26 protein-coding genes and 1 pseudogene are annotated in these 26985 nt (G+C 50.1%); 14 read left to right on the forward strand and 13 right to left on the reverse strand.

Translation table 11 applies throughout. The annotated features are described in order from the left end of the window. Positions 1 to 135 precede the first annotated feature (135 nt). The 4 genes from ACFFT4_RS30860 to ACFFT4_RS30875 all read right to left on the reverse strand — a co-directional run bounded on the left by ACFFT4_RS30860 (position 136) and on the right by ACFFT4_RS30875 (position 5769). Positions 136 to 1443 carry an ABC transporter substrate-binding protein gene (locus ACFFT4_RS30860; protein WP_378052971.1) on the reverse strand — a complete coding sequence of 436 codons (1308 nt, stop codon included), beginning with the start codon at positions 1441 to 1443 and terminating at the stop codon, positions 136 to 138. A 135-nt stretch (positions 1444 to 1578) separates the two neighbouring features. Next, positions 1579 to 2586: a LacI family DNA-binding transcriptional regulator gene (locus tag ACFFT4_RS30865; protein WP_378052972.1), complete on the reverse strand. Its 1008-nt coding sequence runs from the start codon at positions 2584 to 2586 to the stop codon at positions 1579 to 1581. Between the two features lie 154 nt (positions 2587 to 2740). Then, the gene (locus ACFFT4_RS30870) at positions 2741 to 5005 is read right to left on the reverse strand and encodes a putative bifunctional diguanylate cyclase/phosphodiesterase (RefSeq protein ID WP_378052973.1); all 2265 of its coding nucleotides are present in this window, start codon (positions 5003 to 5005) and stop codon (positions 2741 to 2743) included. A 119-nt stretch (positions 5006 to 5124) separates the two neighbouring features. After that, complete coding sequence (locus tag ACFFT4_RS30875) at positions 5125 to 5769, reverse strand: TetR/AcrR family transcriptional regulator (protein WP_378052974.1); 645 nt, start codon at positions 5767 to 5769, stop codon at positions 5125 to 5127. A 172-nt stretch (positions 5770 to 5941) separates the two neighbouring features. Between ACFFT4_RS30875 and ACFFT4_RS30880 the strand changes: the two genes are divergently transcribed. The 7 genes from ACFFT4_RS30880 (at position 5942) to ACFFT4_RS30910 (ending at position 10000) form a co-directional block, all read left to right on the forward strand. Then, on the forward strand, positions 5942 to 7123 hold the full coding sequence (locus ACFFT4_RS30880; protein ID WP_378052975.1) for a YhgE/Pip domain-containing protein: 1182 nt from the start codon (positions 5942 to 5944) through the stop codon (positions 7121 to 7123). A 329-nt stretch (positions 7124 to 7452) separates the two neighbouring features. Continuing rightward, positions 7453 to 7668 (forward strand): YwbE family protein, encoded by a 216-nt coding sequence (locus ACFFT4_RS30885; RefSeq protein WP_378052976.1) that lies wholly within the window; start codon positions 7453 to 7455, stop codon positions 7666 to 7668. Next, positions 7668 to 8147, forward strand: coding sequence for a 23S rRNA (pseudouridine(1915)-N(3))-methyltransferase RlmH (gene rlmH, locus ACFFT4_RS30890; RefSeq protein ID WP_378052977.1), 480 nt, complete (start codon positions 7668 to 7670; stop codon positions 8145 to 8147). Before ACFFT4_RS30885 ends, rlmH begins: the two co-directional genes overlap by 1 nt. Positions 8148 to 8391: 244 nt before the next feature. Continuing rightward, a complete protein-coding gene (locus ACFFT4_RS30895) occupies positions 8392 to 8739 on the forward strand; it encodes a helix-turn-helix domain-containing protein (protein ID WP_378052978.1) in 348 nt (115 codons plus the stop codon). Then, positions 8726 to 9400 carry an ImmA/IrrE family metallo-endopeptidase gene (locus ACFFT4_RS30900; RefSeq protein ID WP_378052979.1) on the forward strand — a complete coding sequence of 225 codons (675 nt, stop codon included), beginning with the start codon at positions 8726 to 8728 and terminating at the stop codon, positions 9398 to 9400. The genes ACFFT4_RS30895 and ACFFT4_RS30900 overlap by 14 nt, the downstream gene beginning before the upstream one ends. A 109-nt stretch (positions 9401 to 9509) precedes the next feature. Continuing rightward, on the forward strand, positions 9510 to 9680 hold the full coding sequence (locus tag ACFFT4_RS30905; protein ID WP_378052980.1) for a hypothetical protein: 171 nt from the start codon (positions 9510 to 9512) through the stop codon (positions 9678 to 9680). 29 nt (positions 9681 to 9709) lie between these two features. Beyond that, positions 9710 to 10000 (forward strand): DUF3892 domain-containing protein, encoded by a 291-nt coding sequence (locus tag ACFFT4_RS30910; RefSeq protein WP_378052981.1) that lies wholly within the window; start codon positions 9710 to 9712, stop codon positions 9998 to 10000. A 3-nt stretch (positions 10001 to 10003) separates the two neighbouring features. On the opposite strand, the gene ACFFT4_RS30915 is transcribed toward ACFFT4_RS30910, so the two are convergent. The 4 genes and pseudogenes from ACFFT4_RS30915 to ACFFT4_RS30930 form a co-directional block, all read right to left on the reverse strand. Next, positions 10004 to 11284, reverse strand: coding sequence for a recombinase family protein (locus ACFFT4_RS30915; RefSeq protein WP_378053069.1), 1281 nt, complete (start codon positions 11282 to 11284; stop codon positions 10004 to 10006). Continuing rightward, positions 11258 to 11694: pseudogene (locus ACFFT4_RS30920) on the reverse strand (recombinase family protein); the annotation flags it as partial. The gene ACFFT4_RS30915 and the pseudogene ACFFT4_RS30920, both read right to left, overlap by 27 nt. Positions 11695 to 11816: 122 nt before the next feature. Next, positions 11817 to 12623: a hypothetical protein gene (locus ACFFT4_RS30925; RefSeq protein ID WP_378052982.1), complete on the reverse strand. Its 807-nt coding sequence runs from the start codon at positions 12621 to 12623 to the stop codon at positions 11817 to 11819. Positions 12624 to 12689: 66 nt separating this feature from the next. After that, positions 12690 to 13217 (reverse strand): hypothetical protein, encoded by a 528-nt coding sequence (locus ACFFT4_RS30930; RefSeq protein ID WP_378052983.1) that lies wholly within the window; start codon positions 13215 to 13217, stop codon positions 12690 to 12692. 183 nt (positions 13218 to 13400) lie between these two features. On the opposite strand from ACFFT4_RS30930, the gene ACFFT4_RS30935 reads away from it, so the two are divergent. The 4 genes from ACFFT4_RS30935 (at position 13401) to ACFFT4_RS30950 (ending at position 19939) form a co-directional block, all read left to right on the forward strand. Beyond that, the gene (locus tag ACFFT4_RS30935) at positions 13401 to 16181 is read left to right on the forward strand and encodes a class I SAM-dependent DNA methyltransferase (protein ID WP_378052984.1); all 2781 of its coding nucleotides are present in this window, start codon (positions 13401 to 13403) and stop codon (positions 16179 to 16181) included. Then, positions 16178 to 18250 (forward strand): DEAD/DEAH box helicase, encoded by a 2073-nt coding sequence (locus tag ACFFT4_RS30940; RefSeq protein WP_378052985.1) that lies wholly within the window; start codon positions 16178 to 16180, stop codon positions 18248 to 18250. Before ACFFT4_RS30935 ends, ACFFT4_RS30940 begins: the two co-directional genes overlap by 4 nt. Then, the gene (locus ACFFT4_RS30945; protein ID WP_378052986.1) at positions 18251 to 19435 is read left to right on the forward strand and encodes a GIY-YIG nuclease family protein; all 1185 of its coding nucleotides are present in this window, start codon (positions 18251 to 18253) and stop codon (positions 19433 to 19435) included. It begins immediately after the preceding gene. Between the two features lie 123 nt (positions 19436 to 19558). Next, positions 19559 to 19939, forward strand: coding sequence for a hypothetical protein (locus ACFFT4_RS30950; RefSeq protein ID WP_378052987.1), 381 nt, complete (start codon positions 19559 to 19561; stop codon positions 19937 to 19939). A gap of 46 nt (positions 19940 to 19985) precedes the next feature. On the opposite strand, the gene ACFFT4_RS30955 is transcribed toward ACFFT4_RS30950, so the two are convergent. The 4 genes from ACFFT4_RS30955 to ACFFT4_RS30970 all read right to left on the reverse strand — a co-directional run bounded on the left by ACFFT4_RS30955 (position 19986) and on the right by ACFFT4_RS30970 (position 22989). Further along, the gene (locus tag ACFFT4_RS30955) at positions 19986 to 20528 is read right to left on the reverse strand and encodes a hypothetical protein (RefSeq protein ID WP_378052988.1); all 543 of its coding nucleotides are present in this window, start codon (positions 20526 to 20528) and stop codon (positions 19986 to 19988) included. 271 nt (positions 20529 to 20799) lie between these two features. Continuing rightward, on the reverse strand, positions 20800 to 21489 hold the full coding sequence (locus tag ACFFT4_RS30960) for a PDDEXK-like family protein (protein WP_378052989.1): 690 nt from the start codon (positions 21487 to 21489) through the stop codon (positions 20800 to 20802). Positions 21490 to 21500: 11 nt separating this feature from the next. Further along, positions 21501 to 22859 carry an ankyrin repeat domain-containing protein gene (locus ACFFT4_RS30965; protein ID WP_378052990.1) on the reverse strand — a complete coding sequence of 453 codons (1359 nt, stop codon included), beginning with the start codon at positions 22857 to 22859 and terminating at the stop codon, positions 21501 to 21503. Next, positions 22840 to 22989, reverse strand: coding sequence for a hypothetical protein (locus ACFFT4_RS30970; protein ID WP_378052991.1), 150 nt, complete (start codon positions 22987 to 22989; stop codon positions 22840 to 22842). The genes ACFFT4_RS30965 and ACFFT4_RS30970 overlap by 20 nt, the downstream gene beginning before the upstream one ends. Positions 22990 to 23126: 137 nt before the next feature. Here ACFFT4_RS30970 and ACFFT4_RS30975 point away from each other — a divergent pair, with 137 nt between their 5' ends. Then, positions 23127 to 23468 (forward strand): helix-turn-helix domain-containing protein, encoded by a 342-nt coding sequence (locus tag ACFFT4_RS30975; RefSeq protein ID WP_378052992.1) that lies wholly within the window; start codon positions 23127 to 23129, stop codon positions 23466 to 23468. Here the strand turns inward: ACFFT4_RS30975 and ACFFT4_RS30980 are convergent. Further along, positions 23410 to 23769 (reverse strand): hypothetical protein, encoded by a 360-nt coding sequence (locus tag ACFFT4_RS30980; protein WP_378052993.1) that lies wholly within the window; start codon positions 23767 to 23769, stop codon positions 23410 to 23412. The genes ACFFT4_RS30975 and ACFFT4_RS30980 overlap by 59 nt on opposite strands. A 1250-nt stretch (positions 23770 to 25019) precedes the next feature. Between ACFFT4_RS30980 and ACFFT4_RS30985 the strand changes: the two genes are divergently transcribed. Together ACFFT4_RS30985 and ACFFT4_RS30990 are read left to right on the forward strand one after the other, a co-directional pair. Beyond that, on the forward strand, positions 25020 to 26024 hold the full coding sequence (locus tag ACFFT4_RS30985) for a nucleotidyltransferase (protein ID WP_378052994.1): 1005 nt from the start codon (positions 25020 to 25022) through the stop codon (positions 26022 to 26024). Then, positions 25948 to 26961, forward strand: a complete 1014-nt coding sequence (locus tag ACFFT4_RS30990) for an S-4TM family putative pore-forming effector (protein ID WP_378053071.1) — start codon at positions 25948 to 25950, stop codon at positions 26959 to 26961. The genes ACFFT4_RS30985 and ACFFT4_RS30990 overlap by 77 nt, the downstream gene beginning before the upstream one ends. The last annotated feature ends 24 nt before the right edge of the window (positions 26962 to 26985 follow it).

Here is a 26985-nt window from a genome sequence, read left to right on the forward strand (position 1 = left end):
GTCCCCTCTCCTTCGCTGGTAAGATGAATCAGATCGATTCCGGGCGGAGCCGCCCCGTAGCGAACCGATCTGATTCCTTTTTATCGATTCGGAAAGGATAATATTCGTTATCCTGACCTCTGCTCCTAAGCCGATTTACTTCAGCAATTCGTCGATCTCGACTTTTAATTCATCCAGCACGACGGAAGGATCCTCTTGTCCCGTCGCTCCGATCAGCGTGCGGTCGGCCAGCGCTTTGTTGATGAGAGAGCCCATCTGGCGGCCCTTCTTCAACCGCGGCTGCGGCTTGGAATACTCCATGGCGGCGAAGAATTCGTTCAGATTCTTGTCCGGGAATTGGTTCAGGAAGACTTCCTTGCCTTCTTTGGTGACGGGCAGGGCCGCGCCGCCGCCAATGATCTTCTGGGCCTCGCTGCTCGACGAAACGAAGGACGCGAATTGTTTGGCGGCTTCCGCATGCTTCGTCGTTTTGGATACGGCGATGCCTACGATTTCCATCTCCCCGCCATGTCCGGGCTGAGGCGCGATATCCCAATCAAACTTCGTGATCTGCTTCATGAGCGGCAGATAAAACGGACCGAAATCCCCTTTGAAGCCGACTTGTCCGGACAGGAACCAATCGATCATGTTCTGGCCTTGCGCTTCCGTCGGATTCGGCGCGTAGTGATATTTGTTGGCGGCATCGATAATGAATTGCACGGCTGCCTTCGATTCGGAGGAGTTGATCAAGGATTCGGAATAATCGTCCGATACGCGCTGGCCGCCAAACTGGAACAGCCATTGACCGAACCACAGCGGGTCGGAGCCCCAAATCTTGTCCTTGCCTTCCCCGCCAAGCGCCGCTACCGCGATCGCTTTCTCCTGGAACTGCTCGATCGAGAAGGAATCGCCGGGCGCTTCGACATTGGCCTTGGCCAGCAAATCCTTGTTGTAGGCGATAACCTTGGTGTTCACCCGCTTCGGCAAGGCGAACTGCTCTCCGTCCGACTGCAGGCCGGTCAGCAGAATATCCGTCAAATACTTGTCCGCGGCCACTTCGTCTGCAGCGAACGGTTGGAAGGCGCCCGAGAAGTTGCCGACGTGCGCTCCGCCGATGGATACGACGTCCGGCGTCGTATTGCCCGCGATCATGACCTGCAATTTCTCTTCATAAGATCCGTCGACGAGAATAAGTTCCACATCGATGTTGGGATTCAGCTTCTCGAACTCGGCGATAACGGCTTCCTCGGTGGCCTTCTCTTCCGCGCTTCCCCACGTGGAATACGTGATTTTGACTTTCTCTTGCTTGTTCGATTCCGCCGGCGCGCTTGAAGCCGGCTGCGATGGAGTCGACTCCGGGTTCGAAGCGGAATTGTTTCCGGAATTCGATTGACCGCAACCCGCCAATCCGATTGCCGCCGCGAACACAATGACCAGCCCTGCAAGTAAACTTCTCTTCAACATGGATGACCCTCCTGGAAGGTAATTTATATTTAGGATCGCCTTGAAAGACGAATTCCATAAATATCTGAGATTAGTGGGTGAGCCAAAATCGAAACGTTTCGATTTTGTTTGAAAAAAAGAAGGAAATTTCTCTATTTAAAGAGCGCGAGTGCTATTCCGGATGACAAGTTCATTGGGAAGCACGATTTTGTGATCGGTTGGGCGTTCTTCCAGCATATCGATCAGCAACTGAGCCGCCTGATAGCCCATCTCGTATTTATCCTGGCGAATGGTCGTCAGCTTGGGCGAGCTGTACGCGGATATGGAAATATCGTCGTACCCGACAATGGACAGATCGTCGGGAGCCTTCTTGCCGTTGCGCTCCAGCGCCTGAAGGGCGCCCAATACCATGAGATCGCTTGCGCAGAATACGGCGGTTACTCCCGGGTTGCGATCCAGAACCCGCTGCATCGCCGCGTCTCCGCCCGCTTCGGTAAATTGGCCGTCGTGCACGCGCTCGGGCTTGAACAGGATCTGGTTTTCCCGCAGCGCCTGAACGTAGCCTTGCAGTCTTTCCTGGCTGACATGGGCTTCGTTGTGGCCGTTGATCATGGCAATCTCCCGGTGTCCCAGGTCGATCAGATGGCGAACCGCAATGGCCGCGCCCTGTACATTGTTCGTCGTAACGTGGCCCAGGTTGTTGCCGGACAACGGGATGTCGATCAGCACGCTCGGGAAATGCTCCGTCTGTACGACCTCGTGCAAGTAAGGATCGTTCGTCCGCAGACCGAAAATAATCGCGCCGTCCACATTTCTTTCCCTGCAAAGATCGTAGTAGGTTTTGTCCATCTGCTTCGAGGGATTCGTGCTGATCAGCAAAATGTCGTAATCCAGCTCGACGGCGCGGCTGTTGACGCCGTTCAGGATGGCAAACAGAAAGAATTCGTTGGAGGATTGGATCTCCGATAAAATGACGCCGATCGTGCGCGTCTTTCTCGTCACCAATCTGCGGGCCGCCGCGTTGGGACGGTACCCGAGCTCTTCGGCCGCCAGCTTGATTCGCCGCTTCGTGTCCGGCTTGACGTCGTCGAAATCGTTTAACGCCCGGGAGACGGTCGAGATGGAATAGCCTGTTTTCTTAGCGATGTCTTTAATGGTGCTCATATTCGAATACCCTTTCCAAAACGTTTCGATTTTTTTATGAGCTAAGTATAACTCGAATTGTATGCGGTTGCAATACTATTATTTTTTTCGCCGCGAATCGCGGCGGAGCGGACGGGAGACGGAAACGAATCCGAATCCAACCCGAAGCCGGATTTCACAGGCCGCGGGTTGGCGCTTCGAGCGAGACGTTCCGGGCCAGCAGATCCGCGATCTGTTCGGCGGGACGGGGCTTGGAGAAGATGAAGCCCTGGATTTCGTGACATTCGTTCTCTTCTAGGAAAGCCAGCTGCTCGCTGGTCTCCACGCCTTCCGCGATGACGGTCAGATTCAATCGTCTGGCAATGAGAAGCATGGCGACGATGATCGCTTCGTCCTTGCGTTCCCGGGCGATGCCGCTGACGAAGGAGCGGTCGATCTTGATTTTGTCGACGGGCAGCAGCTTCAGGTAGTTGAGAGAGGAATACTGGGTTCCGAAATCGTCGATCGAGATCGTGAAGCCCCTGTCGCGCAGCGTATGCAGGGCCGGCTGCATGTCCTCCTTCATCGCCAGATTCTCGGTGATCTCCAGCTCGATATGGCGCGGGTCGAGATCGTACTCGTCCAGGATCGCTCCGATTCGCGCCGGCAGATTCTTCTGGGCGAACTGTCGGGCCGACAGGTTGACGGCGATGCGGATCGGCGGGAGCCCGGCCTGCTGCCAGGCTCTGCTCTGGGCGCATACGAGCCGCAACACCCGTTCCCCGATCGGAACGATCATTCCCGTCTCTTCGGCGATGGGGATGAAGCTGCTCGGCGGAATCATTCCGCGCTTCGTATGCTTCCAGCGGATCAGCGCCTCCAGTCCGACGATTTTGCCGCTTCGCACCTCGATCTGGGGTTGGTAGTAGACCATGAATTCATCTTTGTCCAAGGCGACTCTCAGACTGTTCTTGATCTCCATGGTTTCCTCGGCGTTCGGGTTAAGCGAGACGTCGTAAATGCGAAACAGGTTCTTGCCTTCGTCCTTCGCGCGGTACATGGCCAGATCCGCATTTCGAATCAGGTCGGCGCTGTTCTGCGCATGCATCGGAAAAAGCGCGATACCGATGCTGGTCGTCATGAAATGCTCGGTATCGCGAAGCGGGAACGGGGTCTGGAACAGCTCGCGGACCTGATGCGCAATCTGGCGGAGCTGCTCCATGTTCGCGATGCGCGGGAGGATCACGGTGAATTCGTCTCCGCCGATGCGCGAGATTTCCGCTTCGGGGAGAGACAGCTCGACCAGCCGTTTCCCCACCTCCCTGAGCATCATGTCCCCGTAGAGGTGGCCGTAAGAATCGTTGATCATCTTAAAATGATCGAGATCCAAGTACAGCAGAGCCAGCGTGTCTCCGCTTTGCCGGTTGCTTTCGATTTTCTGCTCCAGCTGCTCGTTAAAATAGGTGCGGTTGTTCAAGCCGGTAACGACGTCGCGATAAGCGGCGACGGACAGCTGGGCGAAGGTCGATTCCAGCGTTTTATTGGCAATTTCGAGGTTGTGGGTACGCTCGGCCACGAGCTGCTGGAGGCGGGCTTGCTGCGTTAATTGAACATAGAGAAAGTAGAGGAGCAGCAGGAGGGAGCCGGCGCAGACGGCCTGGAAGATCCGGGATTTGGCCGCGACGGACTCCAGCTTCTCCCGGTTGGGAACCGCCGCCATCTCCCATTCTCCGTCGCTTAATTCGAGCTTTTTAATAATGGACGTTTCCTCGAACAGCTGCGGATCCCCCATCAGAATCAGCGAATTGGCGCGCACGGCGAAGTTGATTCCTTTGTCCCCGTTGTAGAGGTCGACTTCCTGCAGAATCGGGTCGATATCGAGCACGGCGGATACGAATCCCCAGAATCGGTCGTTGTAATACACCGATTGCCGGGACAGGAGGCCGAGCCCGCTCTGCGTCAGCTCCCGCGGACCCAGCACCGTCATACGTTCCGTCCGCATAGTCCTCTCGGCGTTGCTGCGGATTTCAGGGTCCGGGTGATGAAACAGATCCATGCCCAATACGTTATCGTTGCCCTCGGCCGGGTAGATCAAGGTGGCGATGCCGTCGGGGTAGATCGAGAAATTGCGGATACCAGGGATTCCGTTCATAAAGTCGGCGGCGAACGAGCGGAAACGCGACTCGGATACGGCGCCGCCGTGCGCGAGCTCGTTAACGACGAAGGCTTTCACTCCGTTCGTGAGCAGGAGTCGGCTCTCGATCGCAGCCGACAGCGCGGAGGCGTAGGCCGACAGCTCGTATGCGGTATCCCGGTGAGTCTCGCGCACCAGATCGTCGCGATAGAGCTTGGCCAGGTAGCTGATCAATCCGCCCAGAAGCAAGGTCGCGCAGGCCAGGATGATCCAGATTCTGGGCGGCACGCCGGCGAATCTGTCGGTTATGGAGAAGGTTTTGGTCATGAGAGCGATCACCCCGGGATGCGATACGTGCGGATAACTGTGCGGATAGCTGTGCGGATAGCGGTAGAAACAGATTACACGATAATTGTTAAGATTGTTTTCGGTATAAAATGAGTAAGCTATGAGCCGGGGGCGTCATTGGGCGCTTCGATGCGCGGTACGGTCCGTATCCCGGAGGAAACGATGGGGCCGTGGTTCACGAGTTGGGTCGCGATCAGGGCCATCTGGTACGGCGTCTCCCGAAAGCCGTTCTGAATCCAATGCAGCACCATGCCGAAGTTGGCGGCGGTCATGTAAGCGACCAGATATTCTCTTGGGACAAGAGTCGGAGCACCTTCGGGCATAATGTACTCGAGCTTGCTGAACAGATGCGAGGACATCAGGTTGCGAAATTGCATGGCATAAGAGAGCTCGCCTTTGGGCCCGAGCATGACTTTGAAGAAATCGGCATTGCGCAGGACCTCCTCGAAGATCGCGAGAACCTTCGGGTAGGGTTCGCCGGCGAAGGCGTATTGACTCAGCTCGCGAGGGTCAAGAAGCCGGACGAGGGAAAACACTTGCTCAAACCTCTCGTTCATCAGTGTATCCAACATATCCGGAACGTCCCGGTAATGCAAATAGAAGGTGCCGCGATTGAGATTCGCCCGTTCCGCAACGTCCGTTACGGTGACGTGATCGATTCCTTTTTCCTCGATGCACTCCAGTAAAGCCTGACGCAGAAGCTGTTTCGTCCGAATTTGTCTGCGATCGGTTTTTTTGACCATTCCAATCCCCTTTTTTCGCAGGTTGATGAACATTCGCCAACGAATGTGTCGAGTAGTTAACAGTCGGCCCGATATTGCTTATTGTGGGAATGCTGCGGTGTTCTTATAATGAACGCGATGGCGATTAGTCAACATTATGTTCATTATAATAGAGATGGGGCTGGGAGAAAACATGGCTTTATTAAAACAGAAAATGACGGGGTTAAGCGTGATAGCCGTCCTCGTTGTCTTAACGGTGTTCGGGGCGGCGATGATGGGGTCGGTGCTCGGCTCGAAGCCGAAGGAAATCCCGGTGGCGCTGGTCGTGCTGGATCAGCCGGCAGAGCTGCCGACCGGCGGCGCGCTTGCGGCGGGAATGATGATCAAGGAGAAGCTGACGTCCAATCCGGCGCTTCCGATTGCCTGGGAAATCGTCGATTCCGAGGAGCGGGCGCGGGCCGGCATGGACGGGCGGGAGTTCTACGGAGCTCTGGTGCTCCCGGCCGATCTGAGCAGCGGGCTGCTGTCGCTGGCCTCGGCGGAGCCGCAGCCGGCTTCGGCGACGATCCTCGTTAACGAGGGCATGAACACGCAGGCGTCGACAGTCGTGAAGCAGATTCTCGATCAAGCGATGAGGATGGTCGGTCTGGAGCTGTCGAACCAACTGCTCGCACAGATCGGACAGCAGGCCGGGCAAATTCCGGTTAACGCGGCGCAGGCCATGCTGACGCCTCTTATCGTGAAGGAGGAAATCGTTCACCCGGCGGGGACGAACAATGCGAACGGGAACGCACCGGGGCTGCTGACGCAGATCATGTGGATCGGCAGTCTGGTGACGGCCATGACTTTGTTCCTGGCGGGACAGGGGGCGGGAACGGCCGGGAGCGGCAGATGGGCGTCGGTGGCGCTGCAGGGCGCGGTCGGACTGGCGATTACGGGCATCGCTTCGGGCTTCGTCGTCTGGATGGCTTCCTCCTGGTACGGCATGGAGCTGGCGAGCGCGGGGGGGACGTGGATGTTCCTGTGGCTGGTTGCCGCTGCCTTCTTCCTCCTGCAATCTTCGCTGCTGAACTGGATCGGAATGCCGGCAATGGCGCTGCTCGTGCTGCTGATGTTCTTCTCCATGCCGCTGCTGAGCATGGCTCCGGAATTTCTGTCGTCGGCGACGCGCGATTGGATCTATTCGTGGACGCCGCTGCGTTTCGCCTCCGGGGGGCTGCGGGAAGTGATGTACTTCGGCGGCTGGGACGCGGTCGGCTCAAGCGGAACGGTTCTGTGGAGCTTGGCGGGCGGATTTCTGGCGCTTCTGCTCTTGTCCGGGGTTAAGAAATCGAAGTCGGCGAAGGCCGGCGGCTCGTTGGCTGGAGGCGTATAAAATAGAATCGGGCCGGTTCCTCTTGCGGGGGGCCGGTTTTTTTATTGGTTTTGGGGCGGGTAAGGCTTCTCATGCGCGGATCGTCTCAAGCGGGTTATACTAGGACGGGTGTGGCTTTGGTTGCCGGTTGGGATTAAGCGAGATTGCATGTGGCAAGCTTTGTTAGGGGATCTGCTGATTGCAGGGAGAGACGAATGTGTGCAATAGATGCCGTCAGCCTTTGTTGTTCGGGGCTGCGGCATTTTATTGTACATTCATTGATATTTAGGCGACTTAAGGCGAATGTGGTACGATAGGAAAAAAATCGACTACAGCAGGAGCGGATAGGAATGGCAGGCAACGGAAATCTGCGCAGCGACGTGAAACCGGGGTTGGAAGTGGACATCGTGCTAAAGCAGGATCAGAGAACGGGCAAGCGGACACGGGGGATCGTGAAGGATCTGCTGACCAACTCGCCGCAGCACACTCACGGGATTAAAGTTCGGCTTCAGGACGGCCAGGTGGGCCGCGTTCAGCATATTATCGGCGCCGGAGGAGCGGAGTAATGCAGATCCAGGTAGTCTGTGTCGGACGGTTAAAGGAGAAATATTGGACCGCGGCTATCGAGGAGTATGCCAAACGACTGGGCGCTTACGCGCGCTTGGACATTCGCGAGCTGCCGGACGAGAAAACGCCGGACTCGATGAGCCCGGCAGAGGAGGAGCAGGTACGCGTTCGCGAGGGCGAGCGAATCTTGGCCGCGCTCCGCGAAGGCGCCCACGTCATCGCCCTCGCCATCGAGGGCGAGCCCTGGACGAGCGAGCAGCTCGCCGCCCACCTGGACAAGCAGGCCGTCTACGGCGGCGGCTCTATCTCGTTCGTGATCGGCGGCTCGTTGGGCTTGTCTCCCGCGGTGCTGTCCCGCGCCGACAAGAAGCTGTCGTTCGGGCGCATGACTTACCCTCACCAGATGATGCGGGTCATGCTTTTGGAGCAGGTTTATCGGGGGTTTAGGATTTTGCGGGGGGAACCGTATCACAAATGAGGCGAAATTTTTGGCATTAACCGCGCACGGGGCGCGGAAAGTTGCCCCAAGGGGCAGGGTGGGGGATGGATTGCCTCGGGGGAAGATCGCCGCGCAGGCGGGCGTGTGTGTGAGCTGCTGCGCGACAATTGACTTGGGTGTGAGATGGAACCGGACAGTGGAAATTAAACAGTTCTTTTGCATATGGTATGTTGACAATTATATCAACACAAGATATAGTAATGAATAGAAAGGTAGTGATCATATGAGTGAATTTGGGGATTTGCTCAAATCGCTACGCAAGGATTATAAAATTAGCCAGCGAAAGCTTGCTGAACTGGTGGGAATTGATTTTACCTATATAAGTAAAATCGAAAGTGGAGCAATGGATCCCCCGGCCGAAGACAAGATTATTAAAATGGCTGAAGTGTTTCAAGTGAATCCGGACCAACTATTGATATCTGCTAAGAAGGTACCAAGTGAACTACAGAAAATTATTACCGAGCATCAAGACGTACCGGTCTTCCTTAGAAAAGCATCAAGCTTTTCCTCCAATCAGTGGGAACGTATCCGGGGAATAATGAATGAGACTCCAGAAGATGGTGAGAAATGAAGTGGGTAAATTTCCGTTTATTACACCGGACGAGATGGAGCAGATAACTCAAAATATTTTGCATGACTATGGTTTTGATTTTGCCAAGAAGAACTACCCCGAAGCAATCCCAATAGATGAAATCATTGAATTTCATTTTGGACTGGATATACAGTGGGATCGTATAGATCATTTTGATACGTCTGGTTTGGTTATGGCTGCAATTATCCCCAGAGACAAGAAAATTATTATGAACGAATCATGCAAGGAGCTTTTTGAAGAGAAGATTGGGACCATGAATTTTACTATGGCACATGAACTTGGCCATTGGGTGTTGCATGTGAATGATAAGGAAAATTTGCAAACCCAGATGGACTTCAATGATTCAGAAACGTTTTTTTGCCGAAGTTGGTCCAAGAAGCCTCGTGAAGAATATCAAGCAGATATGTTTGCAGGTGCGCTATTAATGCCTAAACCCTTGATGCAAAAAGTAATCAGTAACTTGAAAGCTCAAGGAAAAATACAAATGAAGCAGTTATATTGGTTAGCGCCTCTATTTAAAGTATCGATTAGCGCCTTAACTGTACGGCTTAAACAATTGGATTTATTGTACATAGATGCAGATGGAAATATCTTTGATTCCAGAAGCGAAAGTCAGGGGCAGATTATTTTAGATATATAGTCTGCCATTCTTTTTAATTATAATGTTGAGTTGATAGTCAACACAATAAAATTCCATGCTTATCGGCATGATCATTATAGATAATCTCTTGAGAGCGAGGATAAAGAACATGGCTAAAAATGGTGCAAAGGGGAATGGCCGTATCGGTGCCGTTAAAGGGAGAAGTCAGGTACAAACGCCGAGTGGTAATTGGGTTAAAAGAAATGCAGATACTGGAAGGTTTATGGATCAAAAAACTAGCAGCAAGACTCCTTTCAAAGGAGTTCGTAAAGAAGGGTAATCCTACCAAACAGAAGGAGAATGATAAAAATGGCAGATAGACATCAGGTTTTATGCGTTAACAAAAGTGATCGCTACAACCCGCATGAACGGATCACACATATTGGGGGAAAAAACACTAACGGGTCAAGGTGGAAGCTAACTCAGCAAGAAGCTATCGCAGGTCTTGAGGGTGGTAAGTGGTCATTTTACGTTAGCAGAAATGGCCATACGGTCAACGTTATCGTCGCAGTAAGTCGTTATGGAAATAAGTACTTAAAGACGGAAGCAGACGGAGACCAACCAGACAATTTGCTAAGTCTTTCCGAGTGTCCTTTGTAACGACTAAATAACCACATGTAGTTTTTGGGTTAAGGAAAGGGCCTTCTCAATTGTTGAGAAAGCCCCTTCCACCGTTTGCGCGGCAGAAGGGGCTGCACCTAAAAAATGTTGTTCCGTCATTTCATCGAAAATCATTTCGATTTTGTCGATCTTCTTGTCCGGCGTGACTGTGATCTTGCCGATGATGAGATGAAGGAGCGTCTTGCGCTGATCAGTGGAAGACGAGCGAAGCAGGCGCTCAAACCGGGCAATCAGCGATCGCACCGTTTCGTAAGGAACCGGCTCGGCCCGATGGCCGTCCAGTTCGGACTCCAGTTCCGCTTTACGGGCAAGCAGCCGCTCCAGATCCGCATCCAATTCGGAGAGCCGACCGGCAAACAAGGATTGCTCGAACATGTCATCCTCGTACAACTCCGCGTACCTCAGCTTCTTGGCGTGAATCGCAGCCATTCTCGATTGAATGGCAGCCAACTCATCTTTCATCGGCCCAATCCGGATTGTCTTGCGATCATTGATGCCCTTGACGATCGCTCGCAGGATGTGGGGCCTGTCCAGAACCTCTTTAATCCGGTTCATGACATAGTGTTCGGCGTCTTGCTTGCGGACGCTGTTTGCGCTGCAGATTGCGCTGCCCTTGGAGCGAGAGGCTCCGCAAGAATAATACATGCGTACAACGGTGCTGCCGTCCTTGGCTTTGTTGTTCGTCCGGCTGGCGGTCATCGCCGCGCCGCATTGCGGACAGCGGAGTAGTCCGGTCAGCAAATATTCGCCGTGAAATCGTTTGGTCGAGGTGTGCGACTTCCGCTGCCGGAGGAATTGCACCTTGTCCCACAATTCCTTTTCGATGATGGCCGGATGCTGGCCTTCAGCGATAATCGGATTCGGATTTTTGCCTTTGCGTCTGCGTTCGGCCCAATTGGTAAAGCGATTAAAGCGCACCTGGCCGATAAAGAAAGGATTCTCCAAAAGGTCTCGTATGGCGCAGATAGAGAATGGGTTACCGTCTCGCGTCACAATTGCACGATGGTTAAGCTCATTGGCAATAGCCTTCAAACCACGTCCAGAGGCGAACTGCTCGAAGATCAGCTTTACGACGGCTGCCTCTTCGGGTACAACTTCAAGCCTCCGTTCCCGCCTTCTGGCCCCGCTGTTCGGTACGTCGACAAGCCGGTCGCCAAGCGGCGGTTTGGTGATGTGTTTGCCGGTACGGGCTCGCTGAGCCTGGCCGAGCCGGATATTTTCCAAGATTGTATTCCGTTCCAGCTCCGCGACCGCTCCCATCATTTGCAGTCCGAAGCGGCCCATCGAGGTTTCCGTCTCGAAGTTTTCGGAGTAGGAACGAAATGTAACGTTATGCTTGCTCAGGTGATCGACGATATGAAGCAAGTCAAGATTGCGTCGTGCAAGGCGGGAGATTTTCCACACGAGCACTTCGGTCATCCCGCCTTTTTTTCGATGTCTCGCAGCATTTGTTGCAAGCCTAAGCGCCCCGCCATGCTTTTCCCGCTTACCCCGGCATCGCAATAGACCTTGAAGACGGTGCGGCCCGTAGCTGTGCAAAATTGTTCCAGCATTTCTTGCTGGGCCGCTATCGAATAGCCGTAGAGGGCCTGTTCTTCTGAGCTCACTCGAACGTATATTCCCGATACAATCCGCACCGCTTGCTGGTCAGGAATGCCCGCCATCTCGTACATCTCCCGAATCGGACTTTCGAATCACCGTCACAATCCGATCATTGATATACTCTTGCGGAACAGATAGAATCTGAGAGGCGGTCTTCGCCGTAGTGCTTTGGCGAGTCATACTCGGAAAACAGTCAGCCATGACGGCCATCATCTGAACAGAGAACGTCCCGTTCCTGCTGCCCGTCCAGTGCCAGGAGCAAACAGGCGAACAGCACGTCGGCGTTCGCCCTGCCCGCGATCTGCTGGGGGGCGAAGTGCTTGCAGGCGAGAGCCTCCCAGTCCAGCGTGCGAACCGTCGGCTCCACCGTGGGTGGGACTTTGCCCGCCAGCTTGACCAAAGCGTGCCGGTTACCGTATGCCTTCTGGAAGCGGTCGAGCTGCACTCGCGCCCGGTCTCCGTGTTTGGATTGCATCTTGGCCGGTAGAAGTCGGTGTACCGCTGCAGCCCGTCCAGGTAGGAGTCGGCGTCGAACTCTCCTTCCTGGTGCTCCACTTCCTTGAGCAGGTCCCGCATCGCCTCCAGCCTGTGCGTGTCCGCCAAGCTCCAGTGCGTCGGGGCGGATCAAGTGGGCAAGAAAGGCCGCAGTGTCGAAGGCAAGGGGGCAGTTCGGGAGTCTCTCGGTCCAGAATCCGAACGCCCGTGCGGGTTCGGTAGCATCTTCCCGCGCGAACTCCGGCCACAGCTTAATGATTGACAGGGCATTCTGTCGCTGGGCGTAGGGGGCGTCTTTTCGTTGCCAGAAACCGCCGCGCCAGGACAGCGCGGCGCGAAGTGTCTCCGGACCAATCGCTTTCGGCTCGGCGAAATGCTCGCGCCACCGGTCAAGTGACTCGGTCGGATACTTGGCGAAGGGGAAATGTGACATGCGTTTGTTGAAGTGATCGTTGATGAATGCGATGATTGCTTTCTTCTTGTTCTCGCTGATGGTGAAGGTCATTTAGGTGTATCCTCCTTGTTTGGGGTTGGGTGATGGAAACGACGGGGTCGGCGCAATTTTGAACGGTCAGAAGAGACCGTCGAAGTCTTCGTCGGTCAGGAGCCTTGTTTCACGCTTTTCTTTCCGTGGCTCGTGTGCCGGTTCGATAATGTAGTCCTCATTGTGGACATTCAGCGCGCTCCGCTGCTCTGTTGTCAGAAACGGGTCTTTGAGCTCCACATAGAACGGCTCGGCAAGCTCGCGAACCCAGCGGAGAGCGTCGGGAATGGTACCGCCATGAAAAATAGGAGGCCCCTCAGCCCAGAGGTCCTCCCACACAAGTTCCGCAATCTTGTTTTGATTGTCCACTCGAATGAACACGTCAGTTCCATCTACGTAATCATTGGTTCCTACCTCGTCCGTGGTTCTAAGCACAAGACGAACGGTATGGGTAGGTACTTCTTCAACTGTTAAAGCAATTTCGATTTGTTTCGTTGTAAACGGAACAACGGTAGCAACCATGATCCATACGTTCTGTTGATTTGTCTGGCAAAGGTCTTGGTGTTCAAATTTTAGCTTGAGGCAAGTAAGAATTTGCTGCTCTTGCTGGTCCATATAATTTTCGTCCCTCTTGTTTGATGTGGTATAATTAGAAGAAAATTTGCAGTTATCGCGTGAACTTTAACAATGTTGAAATCGATGACGATGTGCTCTGTCTTGTCAAATAGCTTTCTATCGCCGTAGTGAGTGCACTACGGCTTCAAGTCGGCTATAGAACTAATCTGGAGGAAAAATGCCATGAACCCGATAGAAATCGAAGCAGCCGTTTCAGAACTGGCGATTCGGCCTTTTGACAAGGGGGAATTCCCGTTTGCATTCCTTCGTGCGTTTGGGAATAAAGAAACGACAATAAAGCGCCTACGCTCGGGTGAATCGAATAAATCGGACCTAGGCGGCGTCTTGCAGACCAACAACATTCATATTTCGGTCGCTCAACCTGGTGAAGTTACCAAGACTCTCGTTGCTCTAAGAGAAAGCCAGGCAACGGCCAGGGCCAAAGCACGATTTATCCTCGCCACTGACGGAGTGCACTTTGAAGCAGAGGATCTGGAATCCGACGATCCGCCAATCGTTTGCGAGTATATGAATTTCCCAGATCACTTTGGCTACTTTTTGCCACTTGCCGGGATCACGACCATCAAGCAGGTACGTGACAGTTCTTTCGATATCCGGGCAACCGGTCGGTTAAACCGGCTCTACGTAGAACTATTGAAAGATAACCCGGAGTGGGGGGGGACCGAACGGCGTCACGAGATGAACCACTTCATGGCGAGACTCATCTTCTGTTTTTTTGCTGAAGACACGGGAATTTTTAGAGAGATGCGTCTTTTCACCGATAGTATCGAGCAAATGAGCGTACAAGATGCCTCGATTACGCATGAAGTGATTAGCGAAATCTTCCGCGCCATGAACACGAAGGATAGAGACCGAGCGGAGACCCATACACCTCGTTGGGCGGATAAGTTCCCTTACGTGAACGGTGGTCTCTTCTCAGGCAGCGTCGAAGTTCCAAGGTTTAGTAAAATTGCACGCTCGTACCTTCTGCACATCGGTAATCTAGACTGGACGAAGATCAACCCGGACATATTTGGCTCCATGATCCAGGCGGTTGCGGACGATGAGGAGCGCGGTGCGCTCGGCATGCACTACACGAGTGTCCCGAACATTCTGAAGGTGCTCAACCCACTCTTCCTGGATGAATTACGAGCGCAACTTGATGCGGCTGGGGACAATTCTCGCATGTTGCTCAACCTTCGCAAGCGTCTATCCAAAATTCGAGTATTTGATCCGGCTTGTGGCTCAGGCAACTTCCTGGTTATTGCCTATAAGCAGCTGCGGGAGATTGAAAACACCATCAACGAGCGGCGTGGCGAATCCGGGCGTGAAAGTGATATTCCTTTAACAAATTTCAGCGGTATCGAGCTACGTCACTTTTCGGCTGAGATTGCCCGTCTTGCCCTTATCATCGCCGAATACCAATGCAATGTACTTTATCGTGGGCCAACACTCGCCCTCGCCGACTTTTTACCGCTCTCATCGGATAATTGGATCACATGTGACAATGCTTTGCGACTGGACTGGCTGAGCGTTTATCCGCCAACTGGGGCTTGTGTGAAGTCTCAAGCCAATGATCTTTTTAATACACCATTGGATCAAGCGGAGATTGATTTCGATAATGAAGGTGGCGAGACGTACATCTGCGGTAACCCACCATACCTAGGTTCGACTTACCAATCTGCAGAACAAAAGTCAGATCTGCAATTGATTTTTGATCAAAGAACCAGTAACTGGAAGTCTCTCGATTATGTTGCAGCTTGGTTCATGAAAGCAGCTGAATACGGGAAACACACCAATGCCAAGGCGGCTTTCGTGACGACAAATTCGATTTGCCAGGGTCAGCAGGTCCCCATCCTATGGCCGCTGATTTTTGAGACGGGGCATGAGATTGCCTTCGCTCACACATCATTCAAATGGTCAAATCTTGCAAGTCATAACGCAGGTGTAAGCGTGGTGATCGTCGGGATTTCCCGTCATCTGGGGAAGGTCAGACGGTTGTTTTCAGTTGGCGACAACGGAAGTATGGTTATTAAGGAGACCGAACACATCAATGCCTATTTGGTGTCAGGCCCGGAAGTAATCGTCGAAAAAGCAACTAGCTCAACCGCAGGTTTGGCGCGAATGGATTTTGGCAACAAGCCGGTAGGGGGGGATCTCTTACTGACACGCGAAGAGATTTTGGATCTCGATATTACACCGGATCAGCGTGCACGATTCATCCGGCGTATCTATGGGTCCGCTGAGTTTATTCGTGGCGAGGAAAGGTACTGTTTATGGATCAAGGACGATCAGCTTGATGAGGCCATTCAAATTCCTAGTATTCGAAAACGTATCGAGGATGTTCGAGCCATGCGATCGGATAGTAAAAAGTCGGCAACCCGCTCGATCGCTAGCCAATCCCACCGATTTGGTGAGGTTAGGCAGATTGGCAATGAAACGGTAACGATAGTTCCAAGTGTTTCTTCGGAAAACCGTGAGTATCTTCCGGTGGGACTTGCGCCAGAGGGGGCGATAGTAAGCAACGCTGCCTTTGCACTTTTGGACGCCCCTTTATGGAATATGGCCTTAATAGCGTCGCGTCTTCACTTGGTGTGGATTGCAACTGTTTGTGGAAAGCTGAAAACCGATTTTCGCTATTCGAACACAATCGGGTGGAATACTTTTCCGGTTCCTACACTGACCGAGAAAAACAAGGCCGACCTGACCCGCCGCGCCGAAAACATCCTGTTGGTCCGCGAGGCATATTTCCCATCGACAATTGCTGATCTCTATAATCCTGAAAGCATGCCTTCTGATCTTCGTGAGGCCCATGAGCATAATGACGAAGTACTGGAGCGCATTTATATTGGTCGTCGTTTTCGAAACGACACCGAGCGGTTGGAAAAGTTGTTCGAGCTTTATACCAAGGTGACGAAGTCATCGAAACAGACTAAAAAGGGTAGGAAGGGGGAAGACGCATGACCAGCGGAAATAAATCAATCCCCTCCGTTTCGGTGTCTTACGCCCGTAACGGAAGTTCAACCAAAGCAAATGCACTGGGAATGCGACCTATGCAGGAACGTGCCTATGAGCGGCGCGGTGAGCAGTATCTGCTTATCAAGTCTCCGCCGGCATCTGGGAAGAGTCGGGCATTGATGTTCATTGCCCTTGACAAGCTTCATAATCAAGGGCTCAAGCAAGCGATAATTGTGGTTCCAGAAAAATCAATCGGTTCGAGTTTCAATGACGAGCCACTGAGTAAGTTCGGCTTTTGGGCTGACTGGAGTGTGGAGCCTAAATGGAACTTATGTAACGCTCCTGGCTCGGATAATGGCGGCAAGGTTAAATCGGTAGGTGCATTCCTCGAAAGCAACGACAAGATATTGGTGTGTACCCACGCTACCTTCCGGTTCGCTGTCGATGAGTATGGGATAGAGGCCTTTGATAACAGGCTGATCGCCGTGGACGAGTTTCACCACGTTTCGGCAAACCCTGATAACAAACTCGGCCTCCATCTCGGTCAATTCATCGCCCGTGATCGTGTGCATGTCGTAGCAATGACCGGTTCCTACTTTAGGGGCGACGCCGAGGCGGTACTGGCTCCGCAGGATGAGTCTAAGTTTGATACCGTCACATATACTTATTACGAACAACTTAATGGCTACGAATATCTGAAGCAACTAGACATAGGCTATTTCTTTTACTCGGGCTCATATACCGAAGACATCCTTAAAGTGCTCGACCTGGCTGAGAAAACTATCATTCACATCCCGAATGTCAATTCACGTGAGAGCACGAAGGACAAGATCAGGGAGGTTGAACACATCATTGAAGAGCTGGGGGAGTGGCAAGGGACTGACGCCGTGACCGGCTTTCAACTGGTCGAGACGACAAGTGGCCGAATCCTCCGGGTCGCTGATCTGGTCGATGACGACCCTATAAAGCGCGACCGGGTCTCTACCGCTTTGAAGGATTCCTCCCATAAGAACAACCGCGACCATGTAGACATCATCATCGCGCTTGGTATGGCTAAAGAAGGCTTTGACTGGATATGGTGTGAGCACGCACTTACTGTAGGCTATCGGGCGAGTCTCACTGAGATTGTTCAAATCATCGGTCGTGCAACCAGGGATGCGCCGGGCAAAACTCGCGCTCGGTTTACCAATCTGATTGCCGAACCTGATGCTTCCGAGCAGATTGTTACCGAGGCTGTGAACGATACCCTGAAGGCCATTGCTGCCAGCTTGCTAATGGAACAGGTCCTTGCGCCTCGTTTTGAGTTCAAGTCGAAGAATTCAGCAGACGGCCCGGTGCAAGGGTTTGATTATGGAGACGGCGGTTATAACCCAGGAAAGTGTAACGTGGGCTTTAATCATGAAACAGGACAGTTGCAGATCGAGATCAAGGGCCTGTCCGAACCTAAAAGCGAGGAGGCTGCGCGAATATGTCGTGAGGATCTGAACGAAGTGATCGCGGCGTTCGTTCAGGACAAGACCACCATAGAGCGCGGTCTATTTGACAGTGAAATGGTGCCGGAGGAACTGACTCAGGTTCGGATGGGCAAAATTATTAAGGAAAAGTACCCTGAACTCGTTATGGAGGATCAAGAAGCGGTACGTCAGTATGCTATCGCTGCCCTCAACTTTACACAACAGGCCAATCAAACTGTGCTTGGCGGGACAGGGGGGAGCAGCGAACCTGGCGCTAACACTGCCCTCATCGACGGGGTGCGCAAGTTCGTAATGGACGTACGTGAACTGGATATTGATCTTATCGACCACATCAATCCTTTTAGCGAGGCTTACGCGATTCTCGCCAAGTCATTGAGCGAGGACAGTCTGAAACAGGTTGCGGCCGTTATTGCGGCTAAGCGTGTAAGCATTTCCTACGAGGATGCCAAAGAGCTGGCTGAACGGGCTCTGAAATTTAAAAAGGATCGCGGACGACTGCCGGACATAAATGCACATGATCCATGGGAGAAGCGCATGGCTGAGGGTGTCGTAGCCTTCCAGCGCCATCATGCACAAAAGAAGGCAGCGGAGGGGAGATAAGTGTCTAAGCTTTCTGATGATGAACTACTTGAAGCGCTTGGTCTGGATCAGAAATTAGCGAAAACAAGCTCTCACACACCACGCGAGGAACGCATCATCGCGGGATTTGAGGAAATCCAGCAGTTTGTCATACGGTATGGCCGCGCTCCTCGGCATGGTGAAGATAATGATATCTTTGAGAGGCTATACGCCGTGCGACTCGATCGGCTGCGTGAGCAGGAGGAGTGTCGGGTTCTTCTCGCTTCACTAGACAACCAAGGTCTACTTAGTGCGGTGAATATTGCGCCGGTCGATCCTGTGGAATCGATGGATGATGATGAATTGCTCGCTGAACTTGAAGGTGCGTTTGGTTCGTCCGACATTACAGAACTACGCAATGTTCGCTCCCAAGTTGAAATAAGGGCTGCAGAAGAGATTGCCAATCGTGACAAGTGTAATGACTTTGATCGCTTTAGGCCTTTGTTTGAGCAGACAGAGGGTGAGCTAAAATCTGGCGCTCGACAAACGCGGCCATTTGGTAAGGATGCAAGTGTCAACACAGGTGACTTCTTTGTTTTAGGTGGCCAACTTGTCTATGTGGCCGAGAAGGGTGAAGAATTTAGAGCGCCCAATGGTCATCCTGATGCTCGACTTAGAGTCATCTACTCCAATGGTACGGAAAGTAATCTCTTGCTCAGGTCTTTGCAGCGCGCCTTATACAAAGACGAGGCTGGACGCCGCTTGACTGATCCTGATCTGGGGCCACTATTTAGAGAAACCTGGGACGAAGGTGATATAGAGAGCGGTACTATCTACGTACTGCGCAGCATGTCCAGTCACCCCTTCGTTGTGGAGCACCGCAATCTGATTCACAAGATTGGTGTTACGGGTGGTAAAATCGAAACTCGTATAGCCAATGCAGCACATGATGCCACCTACTTGTTGGCGGACGTTGAAGTTGTAGCCAGCTATAAATTGGTCGGAATCAACCGCTCGAAGCTGGAAGGGATATTTCATCGCATATTTGCACCGGCTCAGCTTGACCTAACCATTTATGATCGCTTTGGCCACCCAGTACGGCCGCAGGAGTGGTTCCTCGTGCCACTGCATGTGATTGACGAAGCGGTTAGTCGTATACGAGATGGTTCAATTACCGATGTGGTTTATGATCCTAATAGGGCCAGCTTAGTGGGCCTTGCTCACTAGAGATGTAGCTTTATCATCTGCCAAGGACGCCAAATCAGGGCGTCCTTCATTTCGCTCTATAGATGATACGGTGAACCGTATCATAAGTGACGGCAACGTTTTTTGAGAAAGGAGAATGCACTTATGAGTGATATTGAAAAAGGACTTGGCAACAAAAGGCTCAACACACATATGAGGAAGATGCTGATATCCACTTTAGATACGGACACAATCGCTAAGGCTATTGCGCATTTTGCGTTTAGGAACGGGCCAATCGAAGACATTCATGCTGACCGAGATAAGAATGTAACCGATCAAGACATGAAGGTGTTGAACAAATTCGTTCATAATCGGTTGGCCTACGTCTTTGAACTGATTATTCAGGAGAGGTGGGCAGAATTTGCACTTGTGGTAGAATCCCAGAAGTTTTATGGGAGCGAGTGGGACAAGAGCGAGCCTGATGACGGAGGAACAAAAGAATTGATCCGGTGGCAGTTAGAAGTGGCTACAGGTAAAGAGGATTAAAAAGGGCATACCTCACCCGTGCTAGGCCAAGGTATGTCCTTTAGCGTCACAGAGCTAGACTTTGCTCACATGTGTTGTGTTCTTCATTCGTAAGCAGTTGCTGACTGTTGAATCGTAGCGCAATACGACCAATTTCTCTATCCGCAGTCACCGCTATTTCCTGAATCAGCGCATGCACAAGTTGCTTACGCTTCTCGTGGCTGATGTTCCTAAAGACAGCGCTAAAGGACGTTAACAGCTCTTTAACTGTCTCGGGCGATATAGGGACAGAATTGTTCATACTTGTTTTTTTACGCAAGACAACTTGTTGTTGCTCCAATCGCTGCCCAATCTCTGATAGTTCATTGATCTTAGCTTTCAGTTCCTTCGGTTCCAGTATATCTTCTTCGTAGAGTCTGTAATATTTTCCTTTCTTACGATCAATGTCGGCCAGCTCTTTTTCAAGTCTTTGTAGTTCCTGTTCCAGTGGCTTTTTATCCACTGTACGCTTGCCGTTCATGGAAGTTGTCAAATCATCAATGAGCTGTGGATTATCCAGCAATCGCTGTACACGGCTCATAATCTCCTGCTCTGCATAATCGGCTCTCACACTGTTGGCTCTACATACTGTGTATGAAGCCTTTGTTGAAGTGTTGGCGGACATCCTGCTGGAGCAACTGCCAGCGGCAATGACGGAGCGGCAAGAACAGGAAGACGGCGATCGAAACGAATCCGGGGCCGAGCATCATTTAGGGTGAAAACGGCTTGAACCGGATGGGAAAGGGCAAAACCTATCTCGAACATTGGAGCGGGATTTGCCTAGAAAGTCTCCATTGGAAAAAGAGCAGGGAACCTCATGTTCAGGTTCCCCACTCGTATTGCTAAATATCGAAGCGCCTGCTCCATTCCTCATTAGGTTTGTCTATTGCTCTTTGGTTTAGCCATTCGGCTACCTGTGGATAGCTTGCTCTAAATCGTTCTATCAGCTTATTCTTGTCTTCGTCCGAGACGGTGCCATGCTCCAGCATGATGGTCAGTCTCTCTACGGAATCGTCTTCTTCCATGACATCCCGATGAAAGTCGTAATCCGAGCCCGTTGAAGGATCATATCCTTCGCGGCTTGTCAGTTTGTGTTCGAGCACACTATTGGTCTTAGCAGTCATAAAGCTATCGAGTTCCGTCCATGAATTGTAGTGTTCATGCCGCAGCCCTTCTTTTTGATGAATACAGGCCAATCCTTGGCTACGAAAGATGTGAACGGGTAAGCAGGCGAAAGAGCCCTCAGAAGGATTATAGCCGACAACAAAATCAACATTGCGCAGGGTGTGGTTATCGTGTTTACCGTTAGGAAAAGCTTTGATTTTATATACGGAGTACGGTAGCGGCGAATCTTTGTAATTTTCATCGTATTGCAGATGTCTGACCCTGATTCGAGCCTTTTTATGCCCATTATCCGCCGTTATATGGTATCCGGAATCCAATTCGGTGCAACTGACGGCATCCAGTCCTTTTGCAGTAAGAATTTTTATAATTTCGGGTATGGCTTCTTTTAAAATGTAATGTTTCGGCATTTTGTCACCCCTTAGTGTGTCTGCTCTGCTTTTCGGATGAGTTCAGCTATTTCGGTATGTCCTGCGTCTGTCGCCATTTGTAAAGCAGTTCGATTGTCGATGTCGGAGTCAATTTTTGGGCTGGTATCGGCGCCTGCCTGCAATAAAGCTTTCGCAATATCTGTGTACCCGTTCTTAGCGGCGGACATTAGTGAGGTGCGATACCAATCTCCAGTTACATTTGGATCAGCTCCGACCTCCAACAATAGCTTGACGATCTCCAGATACCCGCCGTCTACAGCCCACATAAGGGCGGTTTCGTTATTGGATGCATGTAAATTAGGACTGGCCCCATACTCCAACAACGCCTTTACCATTTCCATATGCCCTTCCCTTGCTGCCTCCATAAGCGGGGTTATGAACATTTCATCTACAACATCTGGTCTTGCCCCCTGTTTAAGCAAAGTGCTGACGGCCTGTGTATCGCCGTTTCGTACAGCCTTTAATAAGTCCGCATCCGTAGTGTTGAAGTAGGGGCCAGATTCTGGTTCTGCCTCAGTGGCTAGAGGTGTTTGACTAGACTTTTCTTTGGTAGTAACGTCAGGAGAGTCAAGCACTATCTTCTCTCGGGATATCGAAATCATGAACTGGTTATAAAATAAAGCAGTGAACCCGATAGCTTGGTCTTCTAACACAAGATTACTTTTTGGAGGATCATCGCTGTTCAGCATGTCCTTACCACTGGCTAGAGCAGACCTAATTTGATTATCAAGCCATCTTGCAACGTCATTGAACTCAGATTCGTCTCTGAGCAAATAGTAGAAAGCAGCTGAGAGCAGTTCGACATTGCTTTCTATTGAGGGATTCAGTGAGATTATTACACTCTCTACATGGTCTAGATTTTCACCAGTTAGTGTGAATGAAAAGGTTTCTGATGGGTTGCTAAGCAACAATATGTAACCATCTGTTACTTCTCCATAGGTCAAATTTTGCTCCGTGTAGGTTTGGAGCAAGGATTTTAGCTTGATTTTGTCTAAATTCAAATATTTGTCATCCGTGACATTTCGTTGATCTTCGGCAGTATCTGCTATCGTAACCGGTGAGCTAGACTGGGTATGGACAGGCTCTGCAGATGACGGTATGTTATCCGTGGACTGGTTGAAAATAATTACTGCGAAGACGATGGCCAGCAAAAGTGGGACGGCCAGCCACTTTATCCCGCCCACTCTTTTTAGAATGCCTTGTTTTTGAATCAAGGCTGAGCCTCTTATGGTCGGGTTGTCGATGGCGACAATGCGAGTTCCGCAAGCATGGAAATACATGCCAGCTTGCAATTGAACACCACAGCTTGTACAAAAGCGGTTATTCTGCTTATTTGATTGCTCCGTCATGACGGATTTCCTCCACCTCAAAGCCTCGTGCCAGCCAGCTCGCCAAGTATTTTTCGGTACACTCGATTCTGGCTCCATTCGCTTTGTTAACCATGATGTATTTCTTCTCATTGGTAGTCTGATCGTGCATATATTAGCCCTCCCTACCCACTATAGATATGACTTCTTACCGATATCATAACTATTGATTTGCATTTCGGTCAAGTAACATCTATAGTTTGTTAATTGTCATTAGAGCCTCATTTAAGCTTGTGTTGAGGTGGTAAAGTGACAAACCTTGTACATCGTTTGGGCGAACGAATACGCCTGCTTAGACGAGAAAGTAATCTAAGCCAAGAACAGCTAGGTGAGTTAGCTGGATTACATACGAATTATATCGGACAAGTGGAGCGCGGCGAAAAGAATGTGACGGTTGAGAGCTTAGAGAAGATCGCCGCTGGACTCCGTGTGTCCATGGAGGAACTATTCCGTTACATCGACCCAATGAAGCGGGAGGATGATCTAGCGAAGATTCATGCACTGCTGTCTTCCCGCTCCAACCAGGACAAGGCTATGGTATTGAAAATGATTCGAAGCGTTTTTGACTGGGAGGCATCCAAGTACAAATAGCAGCTTCTATTCGGCGGTTGACTGCTTCGCCACTTTCTGTGTCGGGATCTTTAGGGCTGTTGTGCTTGTGGGAAAGGACGCTTTTCTCCAACCGAACATGAATAAGCTCCGTTTGCAGGTCTTGTTGAATGCGATGAATCGACATCAACACATCTTCAACAGTTAACGTGTCCAGATCAGGGCCATGCTTGTGCACAGTATGCAGGATGTAGGATTGTATAATGTCGAGCGTCTCGATACGTCTGCATAGCTGATTTTCTTCTGTCACGAATTGTTCATACACTTTCAATACTTCGCTCATCTCTGTCACCTCCCGAGGATAAACCAGCTTTCTTGTCTCTCGGGTTCATTTTTTTCGGGTTCGGGACAGATTTCAACTGCTTGGATAAACAATCTAAGCTGATGCGCTTGTATGAGCCAAGATTCGCTTTTCCAGCCGCAGAGACAATAGTTCAGTTTGCATATCCTGTTGGAGCCTCAATATGGACAGAAGTGCTTCTTTGACGGTTTCGATATGTAGGGCAGGTTGCCCTTGTCTATAGACCATGTCCAGTACAATAGCTATGATTTCCTCGCAGGTATGGATACGCTGTACGATTTGATCCTCCTTGACTACGAATTGTTCAAGGGGATCGAGCGGGTAAGACATGGACTCAACACCTTTCGTAGCTGGTTAAGTCGTCCGCGGAGACAATTTAAGTGTAGCACGTATGGAAAACGGAAGGCGTCTCGCCAAAGTCCGTGATCAGCCATATTAGGCGATTTACGGCGATCCTACTGAGAACGCAGTAGGACGATCTGCTATCTTTCCTATACGGTTCTTAGGAAAAGCTCTTGAAAGCTAGGTTTTCGGAATTAGTGTGAGTCTGTTGAAGAAATGACATCTACAATGAAGTGCTATAAATCCAAACACAGGAACTCTTGTTCTTGTTTTGGTTGTCTGTTATTATAATTGTATTACTTATCCAATATTGGATTTTTGGGAGGTGAGGGAATGGCAGTAAAGCATACTCCGACGGACATCGTGCACAGTGGGGTCAAAGGTGGTAGAACTGGCTGTGGATTTGATACCAGGGAGAATCCTACTCATTGGGTTGACTGTCACTCCAAGATCACATGTGACAAAAACGGTTGCAAGAACTGAACGCCATTCGGCAGGAGCCCACTCTCGTGATAGGTGAGTGGGCTCTTTTTATTGAATGTGGGGAAATCGTTGCCGAAGTTCCAAACGAGGTGAACCCTACCATAAGTGACGGCGAATTTTTACGCATTACCCGCTTGTTGGACGTGAAAAGTTTATCCAAGAGCCAGATGAGGAAGAACGGCTTTAGAGGAAGATCGCGTCACTATCGGGAGGTGTTACGATGCTTGTTCAACGTACGCTGCAGCATTGAGTGCTGGTCTATCCGACTATATCAAGTTTTTCATTACCAAATTAAAGCTGCGAAAGTTAAGGTTATAACTCGTCGTACAGTTTATGTGGAAAGAACTCCTATACTATCATATAATTGAGAGGGAGGTGAGTCTAAAGCTCTATAAAGGAGGGTCTTAATGGCTACTACTGTGAATACTGCGTTTAAAGAATTCATGAAAAATATTGTTAACTTAGACCCCGATGAAACTTCTAAAGCAAGAAGGAGTCGAGATTGGTTAATTCAACAAATCGACACCTTTGAATCTAAAGCTGGATTACCAAAAATGTATTCTGAAATTGATATCCATTTCGGGTCATTCGCAAGGAGAACAAAAATCCGTGAGCTTGATGATATTGACATTATGATCGGTTTAAGTGCTCAAGGTGGTTCCTATGAAACAAATTCTAACGGCGCAATTGAATTAACTGTTCCTGACTCGGCCACTACCCTGTTGCCGCTTTGCCACGATTACACAAAAAAAATCAATTCTCGGAAAGTGATTAATAAGTTTATTTCCGAGTTGTCCACCATATCACAATATAAAAAAGCAGAAATCAAAAGAAACCAAGAGGCCGCTACTTTGGAACTCAATACATACACTTGGAATTTTGATATCGCCCCATGTTTTATGACAAAGCCCGAGTATGATGGTAGAACCTATTACCTTATACCCGACGGTAATGGCAATTGGAAAAAAACCGACCCCCGATTAGATAGAGACAATGCAAAACGGATAAATACAAAACACAACGGTAAAGTTTTGGACGCAATTCGGATCATTAAGTACTGGAACAGGCGTGCAACAATGCCTACAATGCCGTCCTATTTACTTGAATGCATCTTACTTTCTTTTTTTGATTCCCAACAAGAAACACCAAACTACATTGATTGGCAAGTGAGAGATGTCTTATTGCATCTCTCCTCTGCGGTCTACAGCGATGTGCAAGATCCCAAAAGAATTCAGGGTAATCTCAATAACCTTACTTATGAGGATAAACAAAAAATTTCATCAAAGGCACTCACTGACTACTACAAAACTGTCGATGCTTCGCAATTTGAAACGGATGGCGATCATAAATCAGCAATCAATAAATGGAGGGAGATATTCGGAAGTAACTTCCCCGAATACACCGTACAATAATATGAATGATAATGGGATAGCCACACGGCAAAATGAAGCACGAAGTATTGATCTGCTTGCCGCGCAACGGCAGTTATATTCAGAAGCGAAAAATATTTCTCATTATCAATTTTTTTGTTGCATCCTGATCCCTGCACTACTGCCTTTTTTGAAAATGGCAAATTTAAGCGATCCATTCCTCGGTTTGATTATATTGGTCGCTGTTGTTATCACATTAGTTAATACGCTTTTTTTTGAGAAGATCATCAAACATAAACGTGAGTGCGCAGCGAAAATTCAAGAGTTCTTCGATACCTACGTACTTCAAATCCCATGGAATAAAGAGATAAGTGGGGCAAGGGAACACGCGATCAGGGATTATTCATATTTTTCACAAAAATATAAACAGAATAATATATCACTTGAAAACTTAAAGGATTGGTACCCTACGGAATATGCAGACCTAAACATTGCTGTTGGGAGAGTACTCTGTCAAAAAGTAAATGCAAGCTATGATGAACAAATCAGAATTAAATTTAAATATTTCTTGATCTTGCTCTTCTGGTTGTCGGTGATGCTATTTTTTGTGATATCGATTATTTTCAACAAATCGTTTGTTGAATCATTAGTACTATTTTTCGCGCCGCTTGTTCCAGTAACAATTTACCTTCATAAACGGTTATCTGAAAACCTCGAATCCATGATACGATTGGAAAATATTTTAAATCAAGCGGATGCCCTGGTCGAAGAATCAAAATCGGCAAGTACACCTGCAACAATTCTTGAAGCAGGTTCAAGGAAACTTCAAAATGACCTTTTCAAACACCGAAGCAGCGCTTTTCTGATTTGGGATTGGTTTTATTTTATGAACAGGGCTAAGCAGGAAAGCAATATGAAAGTTTCTGCGAAATTAAATCATGATGATATTTCCCAACGTGAGGATATTATAAAAGAGTAACTTCCTTTTCAAAACAAGTCGTGG

The sequence above is a fragment of the Cohnella cellulosilytica genome (assembly GCF_042431195.1).
In the GTDB taxonomy this organism is placed as follows: domain Bacteria; phylum Bacillota; class Bacilli; order Paenibacillales; family Paenibacillaceae; genus Cohnella; species Cohnella cellulosilytica.